The organism is Agrococcus sp. BE272 (assembly GCF_031457935.1).
GTDB lineage: Bacteria > Actinomycetota > Actinomycetes > Actinomycetales > Microbacteriaceae > Agrococcus > Agrococcus sediminis.
The window spans coordinates 1-25,194 of the sequence record NZ_JAVDXL010000005.1 but is presented as its reverse complement, the minus strand read 5'-3'; the positions used below and the strand labels follow the sequence as shown (position 1 = coordinate 25,194).

The 25,194-nt window shown below is 73.1% G+C and carries 27 protein-coding genes and 3 tRNA genes; 19 read left to right on the top strand and 11 right to left on the bottom strand.

From position 1 onward, the window contains the following. Positions 1–8 precede the first annotated feature (8 nt). Positions 9–2,033 (top strand): DNA helicase RecQ, encoded by a 2,025-nt coding sequence (gene recQ, locus J2X49_RS12595; protein WP_396131385.1) that lies wholly within the window; start codon positions 9–11, stop codon positions 2,031–2,033. Then, positions 2,030–2,401 carry a S4 domain-containing protein gene (locus J2X49_RS12590; protein ID WP_310126900.1) on the top strand — a complete coding sequence of 124 codons (372 nt, stop codon included), beginning with the start codon at positions 2,030–2,032 and terminating at the stop codon, positions 2,399–2,401. Before recQ ends, J2X49_RS12590 begins: the two co-directional genes overlap by 4 nt. A gap of 3 nt (positions 2,402–2,404) precedes the next feature. Here J2X49_RS12590 and J2X49_RS12585 read toward each other — a convergent pair whose 3' ends face one another. After that, positions 2,405–2,626, bottom strand: a complete 222-nt coding sequence (locus tag J2X49_RS12585; protein ID WP_128189821.1) for a DUF308 domain-containing protein — start codon at positions 2,624–2,626, stop codon at positions 2,405–2,407. A gap of 96 nt (positions 2,627–2,722) precedes the next feature. On the opposite strand from J2X49_RS12585, the gene J2X49_RS12580 reads away from it, so the two are divergent. After that, positions 2,723–3,574: a CoA ester lyase gene (locus tag J2X49_RS12580; protein ID WP_310126896.1), complete on the top strand. Its 852-nt coding sequence runs from the start codon at positions 2,723–2,725 to the stop codon at positions 3,572–3,574. Positions 3,575–3,646: 72 nt separating this feature from the next. Here J2X49_RS12580 and J2X49_RS12575 read toward each other — a convergent pair whose 3' ends face one another. Both J2X49_RS12575 and J2X49_RS12570 read right to left on the bottom strand, forming a co-directional pair. After that, on the bottom strand, positions 3,647–3,838 hold the full coding sequence (locus tag J2X49_RS12575) for a CsbD family protein (RefSeq protein ID WP_128189819.1): 192 nt from the start codon (positions 3,836–3,838) through the stop codon (positions 3,647–3,649). A 1-nt stretch (position 3,839) separates the two neighbouring features. Further along, on the bottom strand, positions 3,840–5,693 hold the full coding sequence (locus J2X49_RS12570) for an MDR family MFS transporter (RefSeq protein WP_310126892.1): 1,854 nt from the start codon (positions 5,691–5,693) through the stop codon (positions 3,840–3,842). A gap of 101 nt (positions 5,694–5,794) precedes the next feature. Here J2X49_RS12570 and J2X49_RS12565 point away from each other — a divergent pair, with 101 nt between their 5' ends. The 3 genes from J2X49_RS12565 to J2X49_RS12555 are packed head-to-tail and all read left to right on the top strand — an operon-like array spanning position 5,795 to position 8,246. After that, on the top strand, positions 5,795–6,640 hold the full coding sequence (locus J2X49_RS12565; RefSeq protein WP_310126889.1) for a M15 family metallopeptidase: 846 nt from the start codon (positions 5,795–5,797) through the stop codon (positions 6,638–6,640). A 44-nt stretch (positions 6,641–6,684) separates the two neighbouring features. Beyond that, positions 6,685–6,981 carry a hypothetical protein gene (locus J2X49_RS12560; RefSeq protein ID WP_192575823.1) on the top strand — a complete coding sequence of 99 codons (297 nt, stop codon included), beginning with the start codon at positions 6,685–6,687 and terminating at the stop codon, positions 6,979–6,981. A gap of 35 nt (positions 6,982–7,016) precedes the next feature. Beyond that, positions 7,017–8,246 (top strand): CapA family protein, encoded by a 1,230-nt coding sequence (locus J2X49_RS12555; RefSeq protein ID WP_310126886.1) that lies wholly within the window; start codon positions 7,017–7,019, stop codon positions 8,244–8,246. A 132-nt stretch (positions 8,247–8,378) separates the two neighbouring features. On the opposite strand, the gene pgm is transcribed toward J2X49_RS12555, so the two are convergent. After that, complete coding sequence (gene pgm / locus J2X49_RS12550) at positions 8,379–10,013, bottom strand: phosphoglucomutase (alpha-D-glucose-1,6-bisphosphate-dependent) (protein ID WP_310126884.1); 1,635 nt, start codon at positions 10,011–10,013, stop codon at positions 8,379–8,381. A gap of 86 nt (positions 10,014–10,099) precedes the next feature. Here pgm and J2X49_RS12545 point away from each other — a divergent pair, with 86 nt between their 5' ends. The 4 genes from J2X49_RS12545 (at position 10,100) to J2X49_RS12530 (ending at position 13,902) form a co-directional block, all read left to right on the top strand. Beyond that, the gene (locus J2X49_RS12545; RefSeq protein WP_310126882.1) at positions 10,100–11,464 is read left to right on the top strand and encodes an aminotransferase class V-fold PLP-dependent enzyme; all 1,365 of its coding nucleotides are present in this window, start codon (positions 10,100–10,102) and stop codon (positions 11,462–11,464) included. A 30-nt stretch (positions 11,465–11,494) separates the two neighbouring features. Beyond that, positions 11,495–12,433, top strand: coding sequence for a prephenate dehydratase (gene pheA, locus J2X49_RS12540; RefSeq protein WP_310126879.1), 939 nt, complete (start codon positions 11,495–11,497; stop codon positions 12,431–12,433). A 96-nt stretch (positions 12,434–12,529) separates the two neighbouring features. After that, a complete protein-coding gene (locus J2X49_RS12535) occupies positions 12,530–13,591 on the top strand; it encodes a YeeE/YedE family protein (RefSeq protein WP_310126876.1) in 1,062 nt (353 codons plus the stop codon). Between the two features lie 83 nt (positions 13,592–13,674). Beyond that, positions 13,675–13,902: a sulfurtransferase TusA family protein gene (locus tag J2X49_RS12530; protein ID WP_128189812.1), complete on the top strand. Its 228-nt coding sequence runs from the start codon at positions 13,675–13,677 to the stop codon at positions 13,900–13,902. On the opposite strand, the gene J2X49_RS12525 is transcribed toward J2X49_RS12530, so the two are convergent. After that, entirely contained in the window at positions 13,899–14,876 is a 978-nt protein-coding gene (locus J2X49_RS12525; RefSeq protein WP_246992397.1) for a diacylglycerol kinase family protein, read from the bottom strand. The genes J2X49_RS12530 and J2X49_RS12525 overlap by 4 nt on opposite strands. 72 nt (positions 14,877–14,948) lie before the next feature. Here J2X49_RS12525 and serS point away from each other — a divergent pair, with 72 nt between their 5' ends. The 4 genes from serS to J2X49_RS12505 all read left to right on the top strand — a co-directional run bounded on the left by serS (position 14,949) and on the right by J2X49_RS12505 (position 18,555). After that, positions 14,949–16,220: a serine--tRNA ligase gene (gene serS / locus J2X49_RS12520; RefSeq protein WP_246992395.1), complete on the top strand. Its 1,272-nt coding sequence runs from the start codon at positions 14,949–14,951 to the stop codon at positions 16,218–16,220. Next, positions 16,220–17,020, top strand: a complete 801-nt coding sequence (locus J2X49_RS12515) for an HAD family hydrolase (RefSeq protein ID WP_246992393.1) — start codon at positions 16,220–16,222, stop codon at positions 17,018–17,020. Before serS ends, J2X49_RS12515 begins: the two co-directional genes overlap by 1 nt. Positions 17,021–17,150: 130 nt before the next feature. Beyond that, positions 17,151–17,235 (top strand) — tRNA-Ser (locus tag J2X49_RS12510). 36 nt (positions 17,236–17,271) lie between these two features. After that, complete coding sequence (locus J2X49_RS12505; protein WP_310126869.1) at positions 17,272–18,555, top strand: LCP family protein; 1,284 nt, start codon at positions 17,272–17,274, stop codon at positions 18,553–18,555. 15 nt (positions 18,556–18,570) lie between these two features. Here the strand turns inward: J2X49_RS12505 and J2X49_RS12500 are convergent, their stop codons facing one another. From J2X49_RS12500 to J2X49_RS12475, 6 genes are read right to left on the bottom strand one after another with little or no spacing between them, the layout of a single operon-like run. Next, complete coding sequence (locus J2X49_RS12500) at positions 18,571–18,852, bottom strand: hypothetical protein (protein ID WP_310126867.1); 282 nt, start codon at positions 18,850–18,852, stop codon at positions 18,571–18,573. Next, positions 18,849–19,226, bottom strand: coding sequence for a thioredoxin (gene trxA, locus J2X49_RS12495; protein ID WP_128189806.1), 378 nt, complete (start codon positions 19,224–19,226; stop codon positions 18,849–18,851). Before trxA ends, J2X49_RS12500 begins: the two co-directional genes overlap by 4 nt. Positions 19,227–19,258: 32 nt before the next feature. Next, on the bottom strand, positions 19,259–19,642 hold the full coding sequence (locus J2X49_RS12490) for a rhodanese-like domain-containing protein (protein ID WP_310126863.1): 384 nt from the start codon (positions 19,640–19,642) through the stop codon (positions 19,259–19,261). Between the two features lie 41 nt (positions 19,643–19,683). Then, complete coding sequence (locus tag J2X49_RS12485) at positions 19,684–20,208, bottom strand: DUF4395 domain-containing protein (RefSeq protein ID WP_310126859.1); 525 nt, start codon at positions 20,206–20,208, stop codon at positions 19,684–19,686. After that, positions 20,205–20,507: a rhodanese-like domain-containing protein gene (locus J2X49_RS12480; RefSeq protein WP_128189804.1), complete on the bottom strand. Its 303-nt coding sequence runs from the start codon at positions 20,505–20,507 to the stop codon at positions 20,205–20,207. The genes J2X49_RS12485 and J2X49_RS12480 overlap by 4 nt, the downstream gene beginning before the upstream one ends. Positions 20,508–20,516: 9 nt before the next feature. Further along, positions 20,517–21,941, bottom strand: coding sequence for a rhodanese-like domain-containing protein (locus J2X49_RS12475; RefSeq protein WP_128189803.1), 1,425 nt, complete (start codon positions 21,939–21,941; stop codon positions 20,517–20,519). A gap of 258 nt (positions 21,942–22,199) precedes the next feature. On the opposite strand from J2X49_RS12475, the gene J2X49_RS12470 reads away from it, so the two are divergent. The 5 genes from J2X49_RS12470 (at position 22,200) to J2X49_RS12450 (ending at position 25,096) form a co-directional block, all read left to right on the top strand. Then, positions 22,200–22,481 carry a metal-sensitive transcriptional regulator gene (locus J2X49_RS12470; RefSeq protein WP_146355116.1) on the top strand — a complete coding sequence of 94 codons (282 nt, stop codon included), beginning with the start codon at positions 22,200–22,202 and terminating at the stop codon, positions 22,479–22,481. A gap of 79 nt (positions 22,482–22,560) precedes the next feature. Next, positions 22,561–22,649 (top strand) — tRNA-Ser (locus tag J2X49_RS12465). A 152-nt stretch (positions 22,650–22,801) separates the two neighbouring features. Beyond that, positions 22,802–24,595, top strand: a complete 1,794-nt coding sequence (locus J2X49_RS12460) for a cell wall-binding repeat-containing protein (RefSeq protein ID WP_310126854.1) — start codon at positions 22,802–22,804, stop codon at positions 24,593–24,595. 144 nt (positions 24,596–24,739) lie between these two features. Next, positions 24,740–24,943 carry a cold-shock protein gene (locus J2X49_RS12455; RefSeq protein ID WP_092666090.1) on the top strand — a complete coding sequence of 68 codons (204 nt, stop codon included), beginning with the start codon at positions 24,740–24,742 and terminating at the stop codon, positions 24,941–24,943. An 80-nt stretch (positions 24,944–25,023) separates the two neighbouring features. After that, positions 25,024–25,096, top strand: a tRNA-Arg gene (locus J2X49_RS12450). Positions 25,097–25,194: the final 98 nt, after the last annotated feature.

Genomic DNA, 25,194 nt, shown 5'->3' with positions numbered 1-25,194 from the left:
TAGGGTGGATGCGTGACGGCCGCGAAGGGGGACGCGTGACGGACGCGACGCACGACGGCTGGGCCCCGCCCAGCGACGACGACGCACCCGAGCCCTGGGACTCGTGGGGCGAGCCCGACGACGGCTGGGTGCCGCCGTCGGACGACGACGCACCCTCGAGCGGGCCCGGCGGCACGCGCACCGCGGTGCGCCGCGCTCCCGCGCCGGCGCGCGCGCCCGGCGTCGCCGCGACCGCGAAGGCCGCCACCCCGCTCGAGGCGCTCACGCGCGTGTGGGGCTACGACGCGTTCCGCGGGCAGCAGGCCGAGGTCATCGACGAGGTCGTCGCCGGCCGCGACGTGGTCGTGCTCATGCCCACGGGCGGCGGCAAGAGCCTCTGCTACCAGATCCCCTCGCTCGTGCGCGAGGGCACGGGCGTCGTCATCAGCCCGCTCATCGCCCTCATGCACGACCAGGTCGACGCGCTCGAGCAGCTGGGCGTGCGTGCCGCGTTCCTCAACTCCACGCAGTCGATCGACGAGCGGCGCGACGTCGAGCGGCGGCTGCTCGCGGGCGAGCTCGACATGCTCTACCTCGCGCCCGAGCGGCTGCCGGTGGCGCAGAGCCTGCTCGACGCGGCCCCCATCGCGCTCTTCGCGATCGACGAGGCCCACTGCGTCAGCCAGTGGGGCCACGACTTCCGGCCCGACTACCTGCAGCTGTCGGTGCTCGGCGAGCGCTGGCCCGACGTGCCGCGCGTCGCGCTCACCGCGACGGCCACCGCCGAGACGCGCGCCGAGATCGTCGAGCGGCTCGGGCTGCGCGACGCGCGGGTCTTCGTCTCGAGCTTCGACCGGCCCAACATCCAGTACCGCATCGCCCCCAAGCAGGACGCCAAGGCGCAGCTGCTGCGCATCATCCGCGACGAGCACCCGGGCGCCGCCGGCATCGTCTACTGCCTCTCCCGCAAGTCGGTCGAGGGCACGGCCGAGTGGCTACGCGCGCAGGGCGTCGACGCGCTGCCGTACCACGCGGGCCTCGACGGCGCCGTGCGCGCCCGCAACCAGCAGCGCTTCCTGCGCGACGACGGCGTGGTGATGGTCGCGACCATCGCCTTCGGCATGGGCATCGACAAGCCCGACGTGCGCTTCGTCGCCCACCTCGACCTGCCCAAGTCGGTCGAGGGCTACTACCAGGAGACCGGCCGAGCCGGCCGCGACGGGGAGCCGTCGACCGCCTGGCTCGCCTACGGGCTGCAGGACGTCGTGCAGCAGCGCCGCATGATCGCCGACGGCGACGGCGACGCCCAGCGCAAGCGCAACCAGACGCTGCACCTCGACGCGATGCTCGCGCTCTGCGAGACGGTCGAGTGCCGCCGCCAGCAGCTGCTCGGCTACTTCGGCGAGCCGAGCGAGCCGTGCGGCAACTGCGACACGTGCCTCACCCCGCCCGACTCCTACGACGGCACGGTGCCGGCGCAGAAGCTGCTCTCGACCGTCGTGCGGCTGCAGCGCGAGCGCCGGCAGTCGTTCGGCGCCGGCCACCTGGTCGACATCCTCGTCGGGGCCGAGACCGAGCGCATCCGCCGCCTCGGGCACGACCAGCTCGCCACCTACGGCATCGGCGGCGACCTGCCGGCGACGCAGTGGCGCGGCATCGTGCGGCAGCTGCTCGCGCAGGGCCTGCTGCAGGTGCAGGGGGAGTACGGCGTGCTGGCGCTGACGGATGCGTCGGCGGCGGTGCTCGCGGGCGACCGGCAGGTGCGCCTGCGGCACGAGGCGAAGGCACCCCCGAAGGCGGCCAGGCGCTCGGCCAGCACCACGCAGCTCGACGACGCCGACCAGGGCCGCTTCCGGGCGCTGCGCGCGTGGCGCGCGACGACGGCGAAGGAGCAGGCGGTGCCCGCCTACGTCGTCTTCAACGACCGCACGCTCGCGGCCATCGCCGAGCGGCGCCCCACGAGCCTCGTCGAGCTGTCGACCGTCTCGGGCGTGGGCGAGTCGAAGCTCGAGCGCTACGGCGAGGCCGTGCTCGAGGTGCTGGCGGCGGCATGAGCGAGCGCGTGCGGCTCGACGTCTGGATCTGGGCGGTGCGGCTCGTCAAGACGCGCGCGGCGGCGACCGCGGCCTGCCGCGGCGGGCACGTGAAGCTCAACGGCCAGGCCGCGAAGGCGGCGCAGCCCGTGCGGATCGGCGACGAGGTGCGGGTGCGCATCTCGGGCTTCGACCGCGTGGTCGGCGTGCAGCAGCTGCTGTCGAAGCGGGTGAGCGCGCCGCTCGCTGCCGCCGCGATCGACGACCGCTCGCCGGAGCGGCCCACGGCGATCGACGCGGCGCAGGTGCCGCGCCGCGCGAAGGGCGCGGGGCGGCCGTCGAGCCGCGAGCGCCGCGAGATCGATCGGCTGCGGGGCCGCGCGGGCTGAGGGCTACGTCGTGACGACGAGCCCCATGACGAGCCACAGGAGCGCCGGCACCGTGAGCGAGGTGCCCAGCACGAGCGCGGTGACGCCGAAGGCGAGCAGCGGCCGCGACGACGAGTCGTCGCGGCGCCGCGAGCCGCGCACGAGCAGGAGGGCGCCGACGACGAGCAGCAGCACGCCGGCGATGATGCTGAGCACGGCGAGCGGGGTGAAGGTCATCAGCGACATGGCGCGAGCGTAGCCCGCGGGGCCGGCGATGCCCCCGCCGACCGCCGCGCGGCGCCCGGCCCGGCCCGCGCATCCCGCTTCGATACCCTGGAGCACGTGCCCAGAACCGACATCTCGCCCCTGATCGCCCGCTCCTGGCTGCTCGTGCCCGCCTCGAAGCCCGAGCTCTTCGAGATCGCGCAGGCCAGCGACGCCGACGCGATCATCATCGACATCGAGGACGCGGTGGCGGCCAAGGACAAGGCGCAGGCCCGCGCCGACACCGTCGAGTGGCTCTCGACCGGCCACCGCGCGTGGGTGCGCATCAACGACGCCGCGAGCGAGTTCTGGAGCACCGACTGCGCCGCGCTCAAGGACGTCGAGGGGCTCGAGGGCATCATGCTCGCGAAGACCGAGTCGGCGAGCCACGTCGACGACACGGCCGACCGCCTGCCCGAGGGCACGCGCATCCTCGCGCTCGTCGAGACGGCCCGCGGCGTGCTGCACGTCGAGCGCATCGCGAACGCGCCCGCGACCTTCCGCCTCGCGTTCGGCACCGGCGACTTCAAGCGCGACACCGCCACCGGCGACGACCCGATCGCGCTCGCCTACGCGCGCTCGCAGCTCGTGATCGCCTCGCGCGCGGCTCGCCTGCCGGCGCCCATCGACGGCCCGACGCTGTCGACGGATGCGCTGGCCGACGGCACGAGGCTCGCGAAGGAGATGGGCATGTCGGGCAAGCTCTGCCTCACGCACACGCAGGCCGCCGCGATCAACGCGGGCCTCGCCCCGAGCCCGGAGGACGTCGCGTGGGCGCACGCGTTCGTGCGCGCCTTCGAGGAGTCGGGCGGGAAGATCACCGACGGCAGCGACCTGCCGCGCCTCGCCCGCGCACAGAAGATCCAGGCGCAGGCGCGCGACTTCGGCGTCGAGGCCGAGGCGACCGCACTGGAGCAGCTGAACTACTGAGCGGCGCACCCCGAGCACGGCAGAGGGCGGGGCGCCGAAGCGCCCCGCCCTCTGCGGTTCGAGCCGGTCGGCTCAGCGGAACGTGTCCTTGACGTCGTCGCCGGCGTCCTTCACGTGCTCGCCCGCCTGCTTGGCGTTCGCGACGTTCTGGTCGTGCTGACCCTGCGCCTCGAGGCGCTCGTTGTCGGTCGCGTCGCCGATGCCCTCCTTGGCGTTGCCGACTGCTTCCTTGGCTGCGTTCGAGATCTTGTCGTCGAGACCCATCTCAACCTCCTTGATCGGTGGGAGTCCGCCCGGTCTGAGCGGCTCCGGGGTACAACGTAGGCGGCGAGCCTGGGAGCCTGCTCAGGATGCGTCGGGCCGGGCGCACGACCGGGATCGACGACGTCGTGACGGGCGGGGCGACCGATCCGGGGGCCGACGCATCCGCCTCGAGCTGCGCCTGGGCGGCGCGCTCGGCCATCGCCTCCTCCATCGCCGACTTCTGGCGCAGCGGCGGCGCCTTGAAGAAGAACGACAGCACGAGCGCCACTCCGACTACGGCGAGCGCCACCCAGAAGGGCCCGCTCGTGGCGTTGGAGAAGCCGTCGAGGAACGGCGCGGCGAGCCGCGGGTCGGCGGTGTTGAGGAACGAGGAGTCCTCGTTGAGCGCGCCGCCGATGCGCTCGGGGTGCTGCAGCACGTCGAGGATGCGCTCGTTGCCCGGGTCGGCGAGCACCGCGGGATCCTGCATCGCCGCGGCCAGGTCGGTGCGGAGGTCCTGGCGGCCGAACGCGGTCTGCAGCGTCTCGGGCAGGCGCGCGAACAGCATCGAGAAGACCACCGCGACGCCGGCCGTGCCGCCGAGCTGGCGGAAGAACGTGGCGGCGCTCGTCGCGACGCCCATGTCCTTCGGCTGCACGGCGTTCTGGCTCGCGATCGTGAGCGTCTGCATGAGCTGGCCGAGGCCGAGGCCGAGCAGCAGCTGGCCGAGCAGCAGCACCCACAGCGGGCTGTCGAAGCGCAGCGTGACGAGCACGCCGTAGGCGACGGCCATGATCGCGAGCCCCACGACCGGGAAGAAGCGGTAGCGGCCCGTGCGGGCGACGATCTGCCCGGAGGCGATCGACGCGATCATGAGGCCCAGGATCATCGGGAGCGTGGCGAGGCCCGCCTCGGTCGGGTTCATGCCGTGCACGATCTGCAGCACGAACGGGATCATCATCATGCCCGCGAACATGCCGAAGCCGGTGAAGACGCCGAGCACGGTCGCCATCGAGAAGGTGCTGCTGCCGAACAGGTGCAGCGGGATGAGCGCGGCATCGCCCATGCGGCGCTCGACGGCGATGAACGCCACGATGCCGAGCACGCCGACGACGTAGCAGGCGATCGCGGCGGGCGACGCCCATCCCCACTCCCGGCCCTGCTCGGCCACGAGCAGCAGCGGCACGACGCCGATGGCGAGCAGCGCCGCGCCCCACCAGTCGATGCGCACGCGCTCGTGGTGGGCGGGCAGGTGCAGGAATCGCCAGACCATCGTGAGCGCGGCGACGCCGATCGGCAGGTTGACGAGGAACACCCAGCGCCAGCCCTCGAGGAAGAGGATGCGGTCGGCGCCGGCGAGCACGCCGCCGATGAGCGGCCCGAGGATCGACGAGACGCCGAAGACGGCGAGGAAGTAGCCCTGGTACTTGGCGCGCTCGCGGGGGCTCAGCACGTCGGCCATGATCGTGAGCGGCAGCGACATGAGGCCGCCGGCGCCGAGGCCCTGGATCGCGCGGAACGCCGCGAGCTGGATCATGTCCTGCGCGAACGACGACAGGATCGAGCCGAGCAGGAACAGCACGATCGCGATGAGGAAGAGCGGCCTGCGGCCGAAGATGTCGCTGAGCTTGCCGTAGATGGGCGTGACGATCGTCGAGACGATGAGGAACGCGGTCACGACCCACACCTGCAGGTCGAGGCCCTGCAGGTCGTCGGCGATCGTGCGCATCGAGGTGCCGACGACGGTCTGCGAGAGCGACGACAGGAACATCGCGATCATGAGGCCGGCCAGCACGAGCATGATCTGGCGGTGGGTCATCAGGGGTGCGTCGGGCGCGTCGGCGCCCTCGACGGAGCGCGACTCGCGCTGCGACATGAGGGTCCTGCTCTCAAGGATTCGCGTGTGGGGAAGATCGTTAGTCTAGCGAATGGTCTGCGTGGGCGCCAGCCCGGCGCCACGGATGGCACGATGGATGCGTGCGGCGAGCGAGCGTGGTGGTGGCGGTGACGGCGGCGCTGGTCCTGAGCGGCTGCGGCGAGCCGGCCGACCCGGCACCGACGGCCTCGGCGCCCGCCTCGCCGAGCGCATCCGTCGCCCCGACGCCGACGCCGACGCCGACGCCGACGCCGACGCCCTCGCCGAGCCCGAGCGTCCCGCCGACGCCGGAGGCCGCCCCGACCGTGACGCCGAGCCCCTCGGCGACGCAGGAGCCGCCGCCGCCGCAGGCCGACGGGAGCGCGTCGAGCCTGCAGGTGCTCGTCAACAAGCGCCGGCCCCTGCAGCCGCAGGACTACGTGCCGGAGGTCGTCGCGGTCTCGATCTCGCGCGACGTCGACGGCGGCGGCGAGTGGGTGCGGCCCGAGGTCGATGCGGCCCTGCGCGAGCTCGACGCCGCGATGCGCGCCGAGCTGGGGGAGGGGCTGCACGTCTTCTCGTCGTACCGCAGCTTCGCGCGCCAGACCGAGCTCTACAACGGCTACGTCGCGAGCAGCGGGCAGGCCGCCGCCGACCGCACGAGCGCCCGGCCGGGCCACAGCGAGCACCAGACGGGCCTGGCCGTCGACGTCGTCGGCACGAGCGGCCAGTGCCGGCTCGACGTCTGCTTCGGCGGCACCGCCGCGGGCCGCTGGGTCGCCGCGGAGTCGTGGCGGTTCGGGTTCGTGGTGCGCTACCCCGACGGGCTGCAGGGCATCACGGGCTACCACTACGAGCCCTGGCACCTGCGCTACGTCGGCACCGACGTGTCGGTCGCGATGCACGAGCGGGGCACCCGCACGCTCGAGGAGCACTTCGGCGCCGGCAGCGCGCCGGACTACGGATGATGGGCATGCGGGCGGCTCGCAGGGTAGCGACGTAGCCTGCCGCCATGGCGAAGGCAGGACGCAGCATCGGCCGCAGCGGCGGCGGCGGAGGGTTCGGCGGTGGGTCGCGCAGCTTCTTCGGGGGCGGGTCGCGCTCGGGCGGCGGCGGCTCGTTCGGCGGCGGCTCCTGGGGGCGATCGTCGAGCTCGCGCTCGCGCAGCTCCTGGAACTGGAGCCCCTCGACGGGCGGCTCCTCGCGCCCGCACCGCGGCAGCGGCGGCGAGGCGCCGAGCGCCGTCTCGTGGGTGCTGATCATCGCCATCCTCGCGATCGCGCTCTTCCTCACCTACGGCGTCGGCTGACGCGAGCCGGATGCGCCGACGCGTAGCCTGAGCGCATGACGACGGCGCGCACGCGACTCCCGAGGCCGCTCCTCGCGGTGGCCGCTGCGTCCGCGCTGCTGCTCTCCGGCTGCCAGGGCGCGTTCCAGCCCGCCACAGCCGACCCCGGTGCGACCGCGACCGACCCCGCGGCCCAGCCCGAGGCATCCGCCACCCCGACGCCCACGCCCGAGCCCGCCACCGTCTCGGTGTCGGCGATGGGCGACATGCTGCCGCACGACTCGGTGACCGCCGACGCCCTGCAGCCCGACGGCAGCTACGACTACGGCCAGTTCTTCGACGCCGCGCGGCCGATCTGGGCCGACAGCGACCTCGTCTACTGCAACCAGGAGGCGCCGTCGGCGGGCGTCGAGCTGGGGCTCACCTACTATCCGGCGTTCAACGCGCCGCGCGAGTTCGCCGAGGGCATCGCCGACGCCGGCTGCAACGTCATCGGCTTCGGCAACAACCACACCTTCGACCGCGGCCAGGAGGGCGTCGACCGCACGCGCGCCGTGTGGGACGAGCTCGACCCGCTGCTCTTCTCGGGCGGCTTCCGGAGCCCCGAGGAGCAGGCGGAGGTGCCCGTGGCCGACGTCGACGGGCTCGCGGTGGCGTTCCTGAGCTTCGTCGACCTGTCGAACACGCCCACGAACGACCACGTCGTCACCTGGCTCGACGACCCGCTCGTCGAGCAGCAGCTCGCCGAGGCCGAGCAGGTCGCCGACGCGACGATGGTCGCGGTGCACTGGGGCAACGAGTACTCGGCGGTCGTCAGCGACCGCCAGCGCGAGCAGGCGCAGCGGCTCGCCGACCTCGGCGCCGACGTGATCCTCGGCACGCACCCGCACGTGCTGCAGGAGGCCGAGTGGATCGAGCGCGCCGACGGCACCCGCGCGTTCGTCTACTACTCGCTCGGCAACGCGCTCTCGACGCAGATGGCCGTGCCGCGCGTCGTGAGCGCGGTCGCGCAGTTCGACCTCGTCGGGGAGCCCGGCGGCCCGGTCGAGGTGGTCGACCCGGCGGCGGTGCCGCTCTACATGCACTTCGACCTGACGCCCGCGCAGTTCCAGTCGGGCGCGTGGGTCAACCGGCGCAACCTGCAGCTGCACCCGCTCGTCGATGCGGCGGAGCCCATCACGCGCTCGGCGTGGCGCAACGAGCTGACGGTCGAGTCGGGCGTGCAGCTCGTGACGGATGTGCTCGGTCCAGACGTGCGCATCGTCACGGAGTCGTTCGCGCCCTGACCCGGCCCGGCGGGTCGCTCCCTCCGCTCGTCGAGCAGGCCGCGCAGCGGTCGTATCGAGACGACGACCGCTCGGACGGCGGTCCAGATCTCGATACGCGCTTCGCGCTACTCGATCAGCGAGTGGGGTCCGCTATCCAGCGAGGGCCGCGTCGACGATCTGCTTCGCTTCCGCCTGCACCTGCCGCAGGTGCTCCTCGCCCGCGAACGACTCGGCGTAGATCTTGTACACGTCCTCCGTGCCCGACGGGCGGGCGGCGAACCAGGCGCGCTCGGTGACGACCTTCAGCCCGCCGATCGCGGCGCCGTTGCCGGGCGCCTCGGTCAGCTTCGCGACGATCGGGTCGCCGGCGAGCTCGGTCGCCGCGACCGCGTCGCCCGTCAGCCTGCCCAGCCGCGCCTTCTGCTCGCGCGACGCCGGCGCATCCACCCGCTCGTACACGGGCGCGCCGAAGCGCTCGGTCAGCTCGGCGTAGAGCTGCGACGGGCTCCTGCCCGTCACCGCGCGGATCTCGGACGCGAGCAGGCACAAGAGGATGCCGTCCTTGTCGGTCGTCCAGACGGTGCCGTCCATCTGCAGGAACGAGGCGCCCGCGCTCTCCTCGCCGCCGAAGCCGACCGAGCCGTCGACGAGCCCCGGCACGAACCACTTGAACCCGACGGGCACCTCCCACAGCCGCCGCCCGAGCGACTCGGCCACCCGGTCGACCATCGAGGAGGAGACGAGCGTCTTGCCGATCGCGGCGTCGGCGCGCCAGTGCGGCCGGTGCGCGTAGAGGTACTCGATCGCGACGGCGAGGAAGTGGTTGGGGTTCATGAGCCCGCCGTCGGGCGTGACGATGCCGTGCCGGTCGGCGTCGGCGTCGTTGCCGGTGAGGATGTCGAACTCCTCGCGCCGCGCGAGCACCGACGCCATCGCGCTCGGGCTCGAGCAGTCCATGCGGATCTTCTCGTCCCAGTCGAGCGTCATGAACGACCACGTCGGGTCGACGGCCGGGTTCGTCACCGTCAGGTCGATGCCGTAGCGCTCGGCGATGGCGCCGTAGTAGTCGACCGCCGCGCCGCCGAGCGGGTCGGCGCCGATGTGGAGACCGGCGGCCGCGATCGCCTCGAAGTCGATGACCCGGCCGAGCGCCGAGACGTACTCCTCGCGGAAGTCGTAGAGCTCGACGCGGTGGTCGCTGCCGCCGGTCACCTCGACGCGCTGCACGCCCTCGAGGCCGGCGGCGATGAGCTCGTTGGCGCGCTTCGCGATCCACCCGGTCGCGTCGGAGTCGGCCGGGCCGCCGTGCGGCGGGTTGTACTTGAAGCCGCCGTCGCGCGGCGGGTTGTGCGACGGGGTCACGACGATGCCGTCGGCGCGGTCGTCGTCGGATGCCTCGGCGTTGTACGCCAGGATCGCCCGCGAGACCGCGGGGGTCGGCGTGACCGAGCCGCGAGCATCCGCCATGACCCGCACGCCGTTGGCGACGAGCACCTCGAGCGCGGAGCGCTCCGCCGGCAGCGACAGCGCGTGCGTGTCGCGGCCGATGAAGAGCGGCCCGGTGATGCCCTGGCTCGCGCGGTACTCGCAGATCGCCTGGGTGATCGCGAGGATGTGCGCCTCGTTGAAGGCGGTGTCGAGGGCGCTGCCGCGGTGGCCGCTCGTGCCGAACGCGACCGCCTGGTCGGGGTTCGTCACGTCGGGCGTCAGCTCGTAGTACGCGCGCTCGAGGGCGGCGACATCGATGAGGTCGTGGGGCTGGGCGACGGTGCCGGCTCTGCTCATGGCACCATCCAAGCACCGCGCGCCTGAGCCGCGGCGGCAGGATGTCACCCGTTGTCGCAGCCCGGGGCCGGTGCCACACTGTGGCCGTGGACGACCGGGCGAGGGCTCTGGACGCCGCGCACCGCAGCGCGACGGCATTCCTCGGCACGCTCGACGAGCGGCCGGTGTGGCCGCGCGCGAGCCTCGACGAGATGCTCGAGGTCTTCGGCGGAGCGCTGTCAGACGAGGGCGCCGACCCGGCGGCGGTCGTGGAGGAGCTCGCGCGCGGCGCCGACGCGGGCCTGGCCGGCATCCCGGGCCCCCGCTTCTTCGGCTTCGTGATCGGCGGCACGCTCCCGGCGGCGCTCGCGGCCGACTGGCTCGTGTCGGCGTGGGACCAGAACTCCGGCTCGGCGATGCTGACCCCTGCGACGGTGGCGCTCGAGCGGGTCGCGGGGCAGTGGATGCTCGACCTCTTCGGCCTGCCGGCGACGGCGAGCGTCGGCTTCGTCACGGGCGGCCAGGTCGCCAACTTCACGTGCCTCGCCGCCGGCCGCAACGCCGTGCTCGAGAGGGCGGGCTGGGACCTGGCCGACCTCGGGCTGCACGGCGCCCCCGCGATCCGCCTCGTCGTCGGCGCCGACCGCCACGGCTCGATCGACCGCGCAGTGCGCTTCCTCGGCATCGGGCGCAGCGAGATCGTCGTCGTCGATGCCGACGACGCGGGGCGGATGCGCCCGGATGCCCTCGAGCGCACGCTCGAGCACGGCGAGGGGCCGCTCATCGTCTGCCTGCAGGCGGGCGAGGTGCACACGGGCGCCTTCGACGACTTCGCCGCGCTCATCCCGATCGCGCACCGCAACGCGGCGTGGGTGCACGTCGACGGCGCCTTCGGGCTGTGGGCGGCGGCGAGCCCGGCGCTGCGGCACCTCACCGAGGGCATGGCGCATGCCGACTCGTGGGCGACCGATGCGCACAAGACGCTCAACGTGCCCTACGACTGCGGCATGGCGATCGTGCGCGACCCGGCCGACTCGATCGCCGCCTTCCGCACCGGCGGCGACTACCTCGTCTACACCGGCCTCGATCCGTGGGACGTGACGCCCGAGCTCTCGCGCCGCGCACGCGGCGTGCCCGCCTGGGCGGCGCTGCGCAGCCTCGGCCGCACCGGAGTCGCGGCGCTCGTCGACCGGCTGCGGGCCAACGCGCTCACGATGGCCGAGGGGCTCGACGCGATCGACGGCGTCGAGGTGGTGGCCGAGGTGCCGTTCACGCAGGTCATGTTCCGGATGGGCTCCGACGAGGCGACACGGGCGCTCGGCGCCGCGATCCTCGCCGAGGGCACCGCGGTCGTGACGGGCGCCGAGTGGCGCGGCCGCGCGGCGCTGCGCTGCTCGATGTCGTCGTGGGCGACGCAGCCGGCCGATGTCGAGCGCACGCTCGCCGCGATCCGCGCCCTCGCCGCCGCCTGACGTCGCGCCGCCGCGACCTAGGCTGGAGCCATGATCCAGCCCCGCGTCGTCACGTTCCTCGGCCCCCGCGGCACGTTCACCGAGGCGGCGCTCGAGCAGGTCCCCGGCCTCGAGGACGCCGAGCGGGTGCCGGTCGCGAACGTCGCAGAGGCGCTCGCCGCGGTCTCCGAGGGCCGCTCCGACGCGGCGATGATCGCGATCGAGAACTCGATCGAGGGCGGCGTCACCGCCGCCCAGGACGCGCTCGCCGCGACCCCCGGCATCCGCATCCTCTCCGAGCACGTCGTGAGCGTGAACTTCTCGCTCGTCGCGCCCGCGGGCACGCGGCTCGATGACATCCGCGTCATCGCCGCCCACCCGGTCGCGTGGGCGCAGTGCGCCGGCTGGCTGCAGCGCGAGCTGCCCGGTCGCGCGCACCTGCCCGCCGCCTCCAACGTGACCGCGGCCGCCGACCTCGGCAGCGGCACCGCGCAGGCGGCGCTCTCGACGCCCACCATCGGCCACTGGGTCGAGGGCCTCGACGTGCTCGCCGACCGGATCGGCGACAACCCGGATGCGGTGACGCGCTTCCTGTTCGTCGGCCGCGCGGGCGCGCCCGGCGAGCCGACCGGCTCCGACAAGACGAGCCTCGTGGTCGAGCTGCCGAGCGACGAGCCGGGCATGCTGCTCGACATGCTCGAGCAGTTCGCCACCCGCGGGGTCAACCTCTCGCTCATCCAGTCGCGGCCCATCGGCGACCGGCTCGGGCGCTACCGCTTCGTGATGGACGCCGACGGCCACATCCGCGACGAGCGGGTGGCGGATGCGCTGCTCGGCCTCAAGCGCTTCAGCCCGTCGGTGACGTTCCTGGGCTCGTACCCGCGGGCCGACGGCCAGCGGATCGAGGTCGAGCACCGCTACTCGAACGCGTCGTTCGAGGACGCGCGCGACTGGCTGCGGGGGCTGCTCGCGGGGGAGCCGGACGCCTGATCGCTCGGCTCTGTTACGCGATATGACGATAGGAGCCATAAGCCTGCGTTAGGTTTTGTCGACGGCCACCGCCCCCGACAGGAAGACAGGCTCACCGTGATCCTCACCGGTCTCGCGCTCGGCGCACTCCTCGGCTTCGCCCTGCAGCGGGGGAGGTTCTGCGTCACCGGCGCCTTCCGCGACGTGTGGCTCGCGCGGCAGTCGCGCTGGCTCACCGCCTTCTTCGTCACCATCGCCGTGCAGGCGGTCGGCGCCTTCGCGCTCGATGCCGCGGGCGTCATCGAGCTCGGCGGCGGCGCCTTCCCCTGGCTCGCGGCGATCCTCGGCGGGCTCGTGTTCGGCTTCGCGATCGTCTACGCCGGCGGCTGCGCCACCGGCACCTACTACCGGGCCGGCGAGGGCCTCATCGGCTCGTGGATCGCGCTCGGCGGGTACGCGCTCGCGGCGGCCATCATGAAGCACGGGCCCGGCGCACCCGTCGTCGAGGCGCTGCGCGGCGTCTCGGCGCCCGTGGGCACCGTGCACGAGCTGCTCGGCGTCAGCCCGTGGATCCTCGTCGCCCTGCTGGTCGCCGGCACGGCCGCAGCCGTCTGGCACCACCTCCGCAAGGACGCCGCCCGGCCGAAGCCGGTGCAGCTGCCGGCGCGGCGCACGGGCCTCGCGCGCATCCTCTTCGAGCGGCCCTGGAACGCGTTCGCCACGGCGCTCGTGATCGGCCTCATCGGCATCGCCGCGTTCCCCCTCTCGTGGGCCACCGGCCGCGAGTCGGGCCTCGGCATCACCACCCCGAGCGCCGACATCGTCGCCTTCCTCGTCACGGGCGACGTCGAGCTCGTCGACTGGGGCGTGATGCTCGTGCTCGGCATCCTGCTCGGCTCGTTCATCGCCGCGAAGGGCTCGGGCGAGTTCCGCGTGCGGGTGCCCGACGCGCAGACCGTGCTGCGCTCCACCGGCGGCGGGCTCCTCATGGGCGTCGGCGCCGCGATCGCGGGCGGCTGCACCATCGGCAACGCCATGGTGGGCTCGGCCACCTTCACGCTGCAGGGCTGGGTCTCGTTCGCGGCCATGCTGCTCGGCACCGGCATCGCCGTGCGCTTCGTGTTCGGCGCCCGGCGCGCCGAGCGCACGGTCGCGGCACCGACGCCCGTCGGCGTCTGACGGCCATCGCATCCCGCGACCATCCGCATCGATCGACCATCCGCGTCGATCGACCGCTCATCGACCGACCATCAGGAGGAACCATGACCGTCCACGTGCTCGAGACCGAGGGCCAGGTGTGCCCGTTCCCGCTCGTCGAGGCGAAGCGCGCCATCGCGGGCATCGCATCCGGCGACGAGCTGCGCATCGACTTCGACTGCACCCAGGCGACCGACTCGCTGCCGCGCTGGGCGGCCGACGAGGGCTATCCCGTGACGGCCTTCGAGCGCACCGGCGACGCGAGCTGGACCATCACGGTGCAGAAGCCCTAGACCGCGACGCCCTCGTGCGAGCGGCGGTGCGGCACGCGCACCACGAGCGCGTCCTCGCGGACGCCGGCGCGCAACGCGATCGCGTCGCCGACCACATCGCCGTCGACCTGCACGGCGCGCGGCTCCTCGAGCCGCGCGTGCGTCTCCTTCGCCTGGCCGTAGCCGAGCGCGGCGCCGGTGCGCTGGCGCCCGAGGTGCCCGGTGCGGCGCAGCAGCTTCGTGACGAGCAGGTTGTTGCGGGCGACGTAGCCGGCGACCTGCAGCCAGCCGCGCGCGCCCTGCGGGCGGATGAGCGCGATGTCGAGCATGCCGTCGTCGACGACCGCGTCGGGCAGCACCACGATGCCGTTCGTCACCGTGCCGCAGTTGCCGATCAGCATCGTGTTGACGGTCGAGCGGGTCGTGCGGCCGCCGTCGAGGCGCACCTGCACGCGCACCTTGTCGAGCCCCGAGATCACGCGACCCGCGGCGTCGACGTAGGCGAGCCATCCGACCTTCTTCTTCAGCTCCTCGTCGGTCTTCTCGATCATCTCGGCGTCGAGGCCGAAGCCGACCATCACCGCGAACGCGTGCTTCGAGCGGGTGCCGTCGGGCGCCTCGATCTCGAGCTCGCCGAGGTCGATCTCGCGCTCGTCGCCCTCGAAGGCGTTGACGACCGCGTTCTTCAGGCTCGTCACGTCGATGCCGAGGTTGCGGGCCAGCAGGTTGCCGGTGCCGGCCGGGATGATCGCGAGCGGCACGTGCGCGCTCGTCACCGCGTCGGCCGCGACCCGCACCGTGCCGTCGCCGCCGGCGACGAGCAGCAGGTCGACGCCCGCGTCGAGGGCCGACCGCACGGCGGCCTCGCCGGCGTCGTCGGCGGAGGTCTCGAACCAGACGGGCTCCGACCACTCGAGCGGCTGCGCCGACTCGACCTGGACCGCGAGCTCGTCGCGGTCGATCTTGATGGGGTTGTAGACGATCCCTGCGCGCATGCTCGAACAGTACCCCGCGGATGCTGGGCCGCAGCAGTCGGGGCGTTCACCTGCCGCTCGTAGACTTGGGGCGTGATCGATCCCCAGCTGCTGCGCGAGCAGCCCGACCTCGTCAAGGCCAGCCAGGAGCGCCGCGGCGACCCGGTGTCGTACGTCGACGAGGCGCTCGAGGCCGAGCGCGCCCGCCGCGCCGCCATCACCGAGTTCGAGCGGCAGCGCGCCGAGCAGAATGCGCACGGCAAGCTCGTCGGCGCCGCCGCCAAGGAGGACCGGCCGGCGCTCATCGAGCAGGGCAAGGCGCTCGCCGCGGGCGTCAAGGAGGCGCAGGCGCGCGTCACCGAGGCTGAGGCGGCCTTCGACGCCGCCGTGTCTCGGCTCGGGAACCTGGTGCACCCCGACGTGCCCGCCGGCGAGGAGGCCAACTTCGTCACGCTCTCGACGCACGGCGAGGAGCGCGCGTTCGACTTCGAGGCGCGCGACCACGTCGAGCTGGGCGAGAGCCTCCAGGCCTTCGACATCGTGCGCGGCGCGAAGGTCGCGGGCAGCCGCTTCTACTACCTGACCGGCATCGGCATGCGGCTCGAGCTGGCGATCATGCTCATGGGCCTCGACCAGGTGCTCGCCGACGGCTTCACGCCGCTCACGACGCCGACGCTCGTGCGGCCCGAGATCATGCGCGGCACCGGCTTCCTCGGCGAGCACGCCGACGAGGTCTACCACCTGCCCGCCGACGACCTCTACCTCACGGGCACGAGCGAGGTGGCGCTCGCAGGCTTCCACGCCGACGAGATCGTCGACCTCGAGCAGCCGAAGCGCTACGCCGGCTGGTCGACCTGCTACCGCCGCGAGGCGGGCTCGGCGGGCCGCGACACCCGCGGCATCCTGCGCGTGCACCAGTTCAACAAGCTCGAGATGTTCTCGTACGTGAAGCCCGACGAGGCCGAGGCGGAGCACGACCGCATGCGCGCGCTGCAGGAGCGCATGCTGCAGGCGTGCGAGCTCGACTACCGCGTCATCGACGTCGCGGCCGGCGACCTCGGCTCCTCCGCCGCCCGCAAGTTCGACATCGAGGCGTGGATCCCGTCGCAGCAGCAGTACCGCGAGCTCACCTCCACCTCGAACTGCACGACCTTCCAGGCGCGCCGCCTCGGTACCCGCTACCGCACCGAGACCGGCCGCACGGCGCCCGCCGCGACGCTCAACGGCACCGCCGCGACCACGCGCTGGCTCGTCGCGATCCTCGAGACGCACCAGCAGGCCGACGGCTCGGTGCGCGTGCCCGCCGCGCTGCAGCCCTACCTGGGCGGCATGGACGTCATCGAGCCGGTCGGCGCGAGCGCCTGATGGAGCCGCTGCTGATCGGCCTCGACATCGACGGCACCGTCGTGCACGAGGACGACTCGCTCTCGCCGAGGGTGGCGGATGCGGTGCGCCGCGTCGTCGAGGCCGGTCACGTCGTCGTGCTGGCCACGGGCCGCTCGCAGGCGACCACCGAGTCGACGGCGGTGCGGCTCGGCATCGAGCCGAGCCACCTCGTGTCGGCGAACGGCGCGCTCGTGCTCGCGCGCCGCGGCGATGTCTACGAGCCGGTGCACGTCGAGACCTTCGACCCGTCCGACGCCCTCCGCACCATCGCGCAGGGGCTGCCGACCGGCTCCTTCATGGTCGAGGACGCCACGGGCCACCGCCGCTACACCGACGGCATGGTCGACTGGAACCTCGACGTCGCCGAGCGCGTCGAGTTCGAGGACCTGCTCGAGGTGCCGGCGCTGCGCGTCGTCGTGATGAGCCCCGACCACGAGGTCGACGAGTTCCTCGAGATCGTCGAGGGGATGGGCCTGCACAAGGTCTCCTACGCGATCGGCTACTCGTCGTGGCTCGACATCGCGCCGGAGGGCGTCAACAAGGCGACGGGGCTCGCGCACGTCGCCGAGGACCTCGGCATCCCGCGCGACCGCATCGTCGTCGTCGGCGACGGCCGCAACGACATCGAGATGTTCGAGTGGGTCGCCGAGGGCGGCGGCAGGGCCGTGGCGATGGGCCAGGCGCCCGATGAGGTGAAGGCCGCGGCGACCGAGGTCACCGCCGACGTGCAGGGCGACGGCCTGGCGCTCGTGCTCGAGGGGCTGCTCGTCCGGGCCTGAGGCCGCGATGGCGCGGCGGGGCCGGCCCCGCACCCACAGGATCCCGACAGCCCGCCGGTAGGCGGCGCATCCGCTCCGGCCGTAGACTCGTCCGAAGCCCCGCCGCATCCCAGCCGCGGAGGGAGCATCGGGAGGGCTGTCCGAGCGGCCGATGGAGCCGGTCTTGAAAACCGGTGGGCAGCGATGCCTCGTGGGTTCGAATCCCACGCCCTCCGCACCGCCGACAGCACGACGCACGAGAGGGGCAGGCCATGGCAGACGAGCGCACCGGCTCGGTCGTCGACACCTCGGCGATGGCGCCCCGGCACGGCCGCCTGCGCCGGCACTCCGGCCTCGCGCACGTGCTGCGCTGGCTCGGCCTCGGCATGGCCGTCGTGCTCGTCGCCGTCGTCGGCGTCGCCGGCATCTCGCTGCTGCGGCTGACCACGGGCATCGCCACCGTCGACCTCGGCGGCGACGTGCCGCCCGCGCAGGCCGGGTTCGCGCCCTACGAGGGCGGGTTCACGATCCTGCTCGTCGGCTCCGACCAGCGCGAGGGCCAGGGCGCCGAGTTCGGCGAGGGCGCGTACGACGGGCAGCGCCTCAACGACGTCACGATGCTGCTGCACGTGAGCGACGACCACAGCCTCGCGCGGGTGGTCTCGTTCCCGCGCGACCTCGTGGTCGACTTCCCGGCGTGCGAGGACCCGGAGACGGGCGAGGTCGCCCCGGCGGCCGACGGCGTGCAGTTCAACCAGGCCCTCAACCGCGGCGGGCTCTCGTGCGTGGCCGAGGTCGTCACCGACCTCACGGGCATCGAGGTGCCGTACGCCGCGATGATCACGTTCCAGGGCGTCATCTCGATGTCGAGCGCCGTGGGCGGCGTGCCCGTGTGCTTCGCCGGCCCGATCGACGACCCGTGGACGGGCCTGCAGATCCCGGAGGCCGGCGTGCACGAGCTGGAGGGCGAGCAGGCGCTCGCGTTCCTCCGCTCGCGGCACGGCGTCGGCGACGGCTCCGACCTCGCGCGCATCTCGTCGCAGCAGGTGTTCCTGTCGTCGCTCGTGCGCACGCTCCAGTCGGATGCGGTGCTGACGGACGTGACGCGGCTGTACGCGATCTCGCAGGTGGCGATCGAGAACATGACCCTCTCGTCGGGCCTGGGCGACGTCGGCACGATGGTGTCGATGGCGCGGGTGCTCGCCGACATCCCGCTCGAGACGATGCAGTTCGTGCTCTACCCGAACGTGCCCGAGGGGGTGCGCGTGGTGCCCGACGAGGAGCGCGCCGACGAGCTCATGCGGCGCATCCGCCTCGAGCAGCCGATCGAGCTCGGCGAGGACTCGCTCGGCGTCGGGTCGACCGACGAGACGCCGGCGCCGACCGACGGCCCGGACGCGACCGCGACGGCCGAGCCCGAGGCCACCGAGACGGCGGCGCCGACCGAGACGCTCGAGCCGGGCGCGACCCCGACCCCGACGCCCACCGACGAGCTCGACGGCGTCATCGGCCAGGACGCGTCGCAGGAGTCGTGCGTGGTGCCGTTCGGCGGCTGAGGCGGCTCAGCAGGCTCAGCCCAGCAGGTCCTGGCGCGCCTCGGGGATGCCGTGGCTGTTGGGGCGCTCCGCGCGACGGGCGGCGAGGAGCATCGGCAGCGAGCCGGGGCACCAGCCCCGCACCGCGCCGACGAGCACGAGCGCCGCGAACGCGCCGACAGCCCCGGCCAGCAGGGGCTGGTCGAGGCTGTCGAGCGCGAAGGCGGCGAGCAGCAGGCCCACGAGGGCCTGCGCGATGCGCTCGCCGCGGCCGGCGCCGCAGGCGCGAGCTCGCGCCGGGCGACGGCCGTCGGTCATGACGCGGGCTGCGAGGCGCGCTGCTCGGCGATCTGACGACGCACGTCGTCCATGTCGAGCCCGCGCACGGCCTCGATGACCGAGTCGAGCTGCGGAGCGCCGAGCGCGCCGGGCTGCGAGAAGACGAGGACGCCCTCGCGGAACGCCATCAGCGTCGGGATGGAGGTGATGCGGAAGCCGGCGGCGAGGTCCTGCTGGGCCTCGGTGTCGACCTTCCCGAAGTGGATGTCGGGGTGCTTGGTCGCCGCCTGCTCGAAGATGGGCGCGAACATGCGGCAGGGGCCGCACCAGCCGGCCCAGAAGTCCAGCAGCACGATGTCGTTGCCGGTGATCGCGGCCTCGAGGTTCTGTGCGGTGATCTCGTGAGTGCTCATGGTTCGAGTATACCCCCTGGGGTATTTTTCCGCTAGGGCTGGACGATCGGGAGGCCGGTGGCGGCCGCCGCCTGGTCGAGCGAGCCGAGGTTCGTCACGTCGTCGAAGCCGGCCTGCTCCATGAGGGCCTCGGCCTGCGCGGCGCGGCTGCCCGAGCGGCAGTAGACGAGGTAGGCGGCGTCCGGGTCCATCTCGGGCAGCGCCGCGGCGAGCTCGCCGCTGCTGACGTCGCGCAGCTCGGCGCCCTCGAGGTGGCCGCCGGCGAACTCCTCGGGCGTGCGCACGTCGAGCACGATCGTGTCGGCGGCGAGGGGGGCGGATGCGGTGGGCTCGGCGGCACTGGCGCAGCCGACGGCCGAGACGGCGACGGCGAGCACGGCGACGAGCGATGCGATGGTGCGGGGCTTGGTGGCCATGGTGGTTCCTTCGGTGGTGGGGAGGGTGCGGGGGAAGCGGTTCAGGATGCGGCGCAGACGCCGCCGGGGCAGTGCTGGGGCGGCGTCGTGCCGAAGGCGCGCTGGAGGGCGCAGCCGACGCAGATGCCGAAGGCGGTCTCGGCGAAGAGCATGCCGAGGCAGAGGGCGCAGAGCGCGAGGGTGACCCAGAGCGGGGCGCCGAGCACGCCCATCGCGGCGCAGGAGACGGTGGCGAGCCCGAGGCCCAGCCACCACGCGAACGCCTTCTGGGGAGCGCCGACCCACTCGGGCTGCTGGCGGCGCACGATGAGGGCGCCGAGCCGCAAGGTCGGCGACCAGCGGTCGCTCACCGTCACGCGCAGCAGCATGTCGAGCATGAAGAGCACGCCGAACGGCTGGAGCGGCGCCTGCGAGCCGGTCGCCGCAGCGAGCCCGAAGGCGATGCCGCCGGCGAGCAGCAGCAGGCCGGCGGCGGCGCGCACGGCGCGCTCGTCGACGACGGGCACGGCGTAGCCCGGCAGGTGCCGCCCGATGCGAGGGGCATCTGCCGGGCCGGCCGTCGTCATCGGGCCATCGGGAGGTCCGCCTCGACCCATGCGAGCATCCCGCCCTGCATGTTGTCGACGGCGAAGCCGGCGTCCTCGAGGAACATCGCGGCGCGGCCCGAGCGGTTGCCGGAGCGGCAGATCGCGATGACCGGGCGCGCCTTGTCGAGCTCGTCGAAGCGGTACGGCAGGTCGCCCAGCGGGATGTGGCGGGCGCCGGGGATCATCCCCGCGGCGACCTCGGCGTCCTCGCGGACGTCGACCAGCTGCGCGTCGCCGCCGAGGCGGCGCTGCACGTCGTGCACGGTGATGTCAGCCATGCCGCTGCCTCACGCCGCCGCGCCGGCGAGCACGGGCTCGTTGCCCGCGACCGACACCCAGCCCTGGTACGAGCCGTCGAGCTCGGCCACGTCGAAGCCCTCGCGCCGCAGCGCGCTCGCGACGACGCTGTTGCGCACGCCGCTCTGGCAGTACGTGACGATCGTGCCCTCGGCGGGCAGCTCGTCGGTGTGCCACAGGGCGCGGCCGCCGCTCAGGTGCTCGGAGCCCGGGATGCTGCCGTCGGCGTGCTCGGTGCGGTTGCGCACGTCGAGCAGCAGCACGTGCGGGAAGTCGCCGAGCGCGTCGGGCGAGACGAGCTTCGGCTCGACGAGCTCGAGCCCCTCGAGGCTCGTCACGTAGCCGGCGACCCGGTCGATGCCCACGCGCACCAGGTGGTCGCGCAGCTCGGCGGCCTCCTCGGCGTCGGCGGCGAGCAGCACGAGCGGGCGCTCCTCGGTCTGCGGGTCGTAGACCCACGCGCCGTAGCTCGCGGCCTTCGCGATGCCCGGCACGTTCAGCGAGCGAGGCACCGTGCCTTCGTGCACCGCGTGGTGGTCGCGGCTGTCGACGAAGATCGCCTCATCGGCTCCGAGGGCCGCGGTCAGTTCTGCCGCGGTGTACTCGCGCAGCTCGCCGGTGCCCTCGAGCAGCGCCGGGCCGACGCGGTTCTCGGTCTTCATGCGCGCGAAATAGGCGTGCGCATCCGGCTGGCCGCCGAGCAGGTCGTCGATGAAGCCCTGCTCGTCGTCGTTCCGCAGGTACGTGCTCCACCACGAGAACGCGCGCTCGTAGCCGACGGTCGACGCGGGGATCGCGCCGAGCGCCTTGCCGCACGCGCTGCCGGCGCCGTGCGCGGGCAGCACCTGCACGTAGTCGGGCAGCGTGAGGAAGCGGTCGCGGAGGCTCGCGAAGAGGTCCTTCGCTCCCTGGAAGCGGGTGTCGACGCCGCCGGCGGCCTCGTCGAGCAGGTCCGGGCGGCCCAGGTCGCCGACGAAGACGAAGTCGCCGGTCAGCATGAAGCCGGGCTCGTCCGCCTGCGCGCCGTCGGTCACGAGGAAGGAGAGATGCTCGGGCGTGTGGCCCGGCGTGTGCACGGCCTCGACGGTGATGTTGCCGAGGCGGATGCGGTGGCCGTCCTTCATGCGCACGGCGTCGTCGAAGCCGTCGCCGTAGGTCCAGTCGGGCCCGCCCTCGTCGGAGACGAACATCGTGGCGCCGGTGGCGGCCGCGAGCTCGCGGGTGCCCGACAGGTAGTCGGCGTGGATGTGCGTCTCGGTCACGGCGGCGATCCGCATGCCCTTGCGCTCCGCGAGTTCCAGGTAGACGCGGATGTCGCGGCGCGGGTCGACCACGACGGCCTCGCCGCTCGCCTGGCAGCCGATGACGTAGCTCGCCTGCGCGAGGTCCTCGTCGTAGATGCGTTCCAGCAGCATGGTGCTCCTTCTCTCGCTCTCAGTGGTGGTCTGCGCTGTTCAGCAGCTGCAGCGGTCGGCCTGCGCGACGCCGGCCAGCGCCTCGTCGACGTGCTGGCCGCAGCCGGCCCAGGTCGGCTTGCCGCAGGTGTCGCAAGTGATGCGCATGCACATGGTGTGGTCCTCTCGTGGATCTGATCTTGATACCCCGGGGGGTATATCTCTACGATACCCCGAGGGGTATCCTTGTTGTCAACACCACGAAGGAAGCAGGTCATCATGGCGAGCGAACTGGCAGCCGGGCTCGATGCCGAGGCGCAGCGCAAGATCATCAACCGGCTCCGCCGCGCCCACGGGCAGCTCGGTGCCGTCATCGCGGCGGTCGAGCAGGAGGCGCACTGCCGCGACATCGTGCAGCAGCTCTCCGCGGTCTCGAAGGCGGTCGACCGGGCGGGCTTCCTCGTCGTGTCGACCGCGCTCCGCGAGTGCCTGACCGATCCCGAGGGCGACGACACCGCGCAGGTGGAGGAGCTCGAGAAGCTCTTCCTGTCGCTCGCCTGATCGGGCCCGCTCGCCCGGCGGCGAAGCGCATCCGCACCCTTTGGTAGCATTGCGGTCGGCCTGCCTGACGGCGGGCCGAGGAGACGTCGCATAGTCCGGCCTAGTGCACCACCCTGCTAAGGTGGAGTCCCCAATAGGGGACCGAGGGTTCAAATCCCTCCGTCTCCACGCATGCCCCTTCGTCTCGCCACGAAGGGGCATCGTCGATCTCGGAGGCGTCAGCGCGGCTCGCCGCGTCGCTGGCGCCCGGCATGCGCGCCCGGATACGCTCCGAGCGGCGGTTCGCCGTCGCCCCTTGCCGCACCAGCATTGGACGCCGCATGCTCCGCAGACTGCTCGCCGTCACCGCCGCCGCCGCGCTCGCCGTCACCGGCATCGCTGCCGCGCCCACCGTGGCCCCGGTCGCTGCCGCCGGCACCGTGCAGCTGCCCACCGGCGAGGTCGTGCCGGTCGAGCACCTCGACGAGGTGCGGGCCGTCTTCGACGGCATCAACGACTACCGGGCATCCGCCGGCCTGCCGAGGCTGCGCTTCGCGCCCGACCTCTTCGCGCTCGCGCAGAGCTGGAGCGACCAGATGGCCGCCACCGGCAGCTTCGTGCACCGCCAGGAGCACTGGACGCTCTACCCGCCGGGCCTGACAGGCGGCGGCGAGATCATCGCCGCCCGTACCGGCGACGACGCCGCCGGGCTGGTGCAGCAGTGGATCGACTCCCCGCCGCACCGGTCGATGATGCTGGGGCCGCGTCACTCGGTGATGGGCGTCGGCATCGCCTTCGGGCGCTACCTGTACGGCACCACGAACTTCGGCACGATGCCCGAAGGCAGCACGACGCCCAGCTTCGCCTCGATCGACGACTGGCTCGCGAGCGGAGGTGAGGTCTCGCGCGACGACGTCGTGGGCGCGCTCCGCGACGTCGGCGCATCCGCCCCCGACACCATCCGCGTCTCCGGCTGGGCGTTCGACTTCACCCGGCGCGACCTGGCCTCGAGCGTGACCGTGACCGTCGACGGCACCCGGTCGGTGACGGTGGATGCGAGCGCTCGCCTCTGGCCGTGGGGTGCGGGGGAGTGGCGCGAGGGCCACGACTTCGAGGTGCCCGTGCCGGGCACGCCCGGCGCCGTGCACCGCGTCTGCGTGCGGGCCGAGGACTCGTTCGGGGCGGGCCAGTCGGAGTCGCTCGGCTGCCGCACGGTCGAGATGCCGATCGAGGCCGCGCGCCTCGCCGGCGCCAACCGCTACGAGACGGCCGTCGAGGTCTCGCGCGCGTACAACGACCCCGCGGCGGTCGACACCGTCTACCTCGCCACCGGCGAGCGCTATCCCGACGCACTCGCGCTCGCGCCGGCAGCCGCCCAGGAGGGCAGCGCGCTGCTGCTGACGCCGCAGTCGGCGCTGCTGGACGTCGTCGCCGATGAGCTGCAGCGGCTGACGCCGGATGCGGTGGTCATCGTGGGTGCACAGGACTCGGTCGCGCCCGACGTCGCGGCGCAGGTCGCCGCCGCGCTGCCAGGTGCGACGGTCGAGCGGCTGGCCGGAGCGAACCGCTACGAGACGGCGGTCATGATCGCGCGCGAGGTCTTCCCGGACGCGACGACCGCCTACGTCGCATCCGGACGCCTCTTCCCCGACGCGCTGTCGGCCGCGCCGGTCGCTGCCGCGGCGGATGCGCCGGTGCTGCTGACGCCGGCGGGGAGCCTGCCGGAGAGCGTGCGCGCCTACCTCGAGGAGAGCGGCATCGCGTCGACCGTCGTCGCGGGCGGCGAGCCCAGCGTGTCGGCCGACGTCGAGGCGCAGCTGCGCGAGGTGGTCGGCGCGGAGCCGGAGCGGATCGCCGGCAGCGACCGCTACGAGACCAACCGGCTGCTCGCCGCATCCGCCGGTCTGGCGGGCTCGCCGAACGTGCTGCTCGCCTCGGGGCAGAACTTCCCCGACGCGCTCGCGGGCGCCGCGATCGCCGCGGGCGCGGGCCCGCTGCTGCTGGCCGGGCGGCTCTGCGTGCCCGACGACACCGTCGCGATGATCCGCGAGCAGTACCAGCCGGAGCAGCTCGTGGTGCTCGGCGGCGAGCCGACGCTCTCTGCCGCCTCGGCGGCGCTGACGCGCTGCGGCTGAGGCCCGCGGCGGCCGGCGCCGGGGGCCCTCTGCGAGATTTCTCAGCGGCGGAACGCGATGACCGCTACGCTTGCCGTGGCGCAGGACGATTCTTGTTCTGCGCTTTTCGCGCGGCTCAGGCCGCACAGCATGATTGAAGGAAATATGGCAACCGGCACCGTCAAGTGGTTCGACTCCGGCAAGGGCTTCGGCTTCATCGCTCCGGACGACGGCGGCAAGGATCTGTTCGCTCACTACAGCCAGATCCAGTCCAACGGCTTCAAGACCCTCGAAGAGGCTCAGGCAGTCGAGTTCGAGATCGTTGAGGGCAACAAGGGCCCGCAGGCTGCGAACATCCGCCCCCTGTGAGCCTGGGCGCGTCCATGACGTGCCTCGATTCGCGTCGACGGCCAGTGATCGGGTAGTCTGATCGCTGGCCGTTCGGCCAAGCGCCCGTAGCTCAACGGATAGAGCATCTGACTACGGATCAGAAGGTTGGGGGTTCGAGTCCCTCCGGGCGCGCACTGTGATGAGTCGCGACATAGGTCTCACCTGAGTCGCGACATGTGTCACGAAGAGAGAGCCCCTGGCCATCGGCCGGGGGCTCTTCTCGTGTTGCG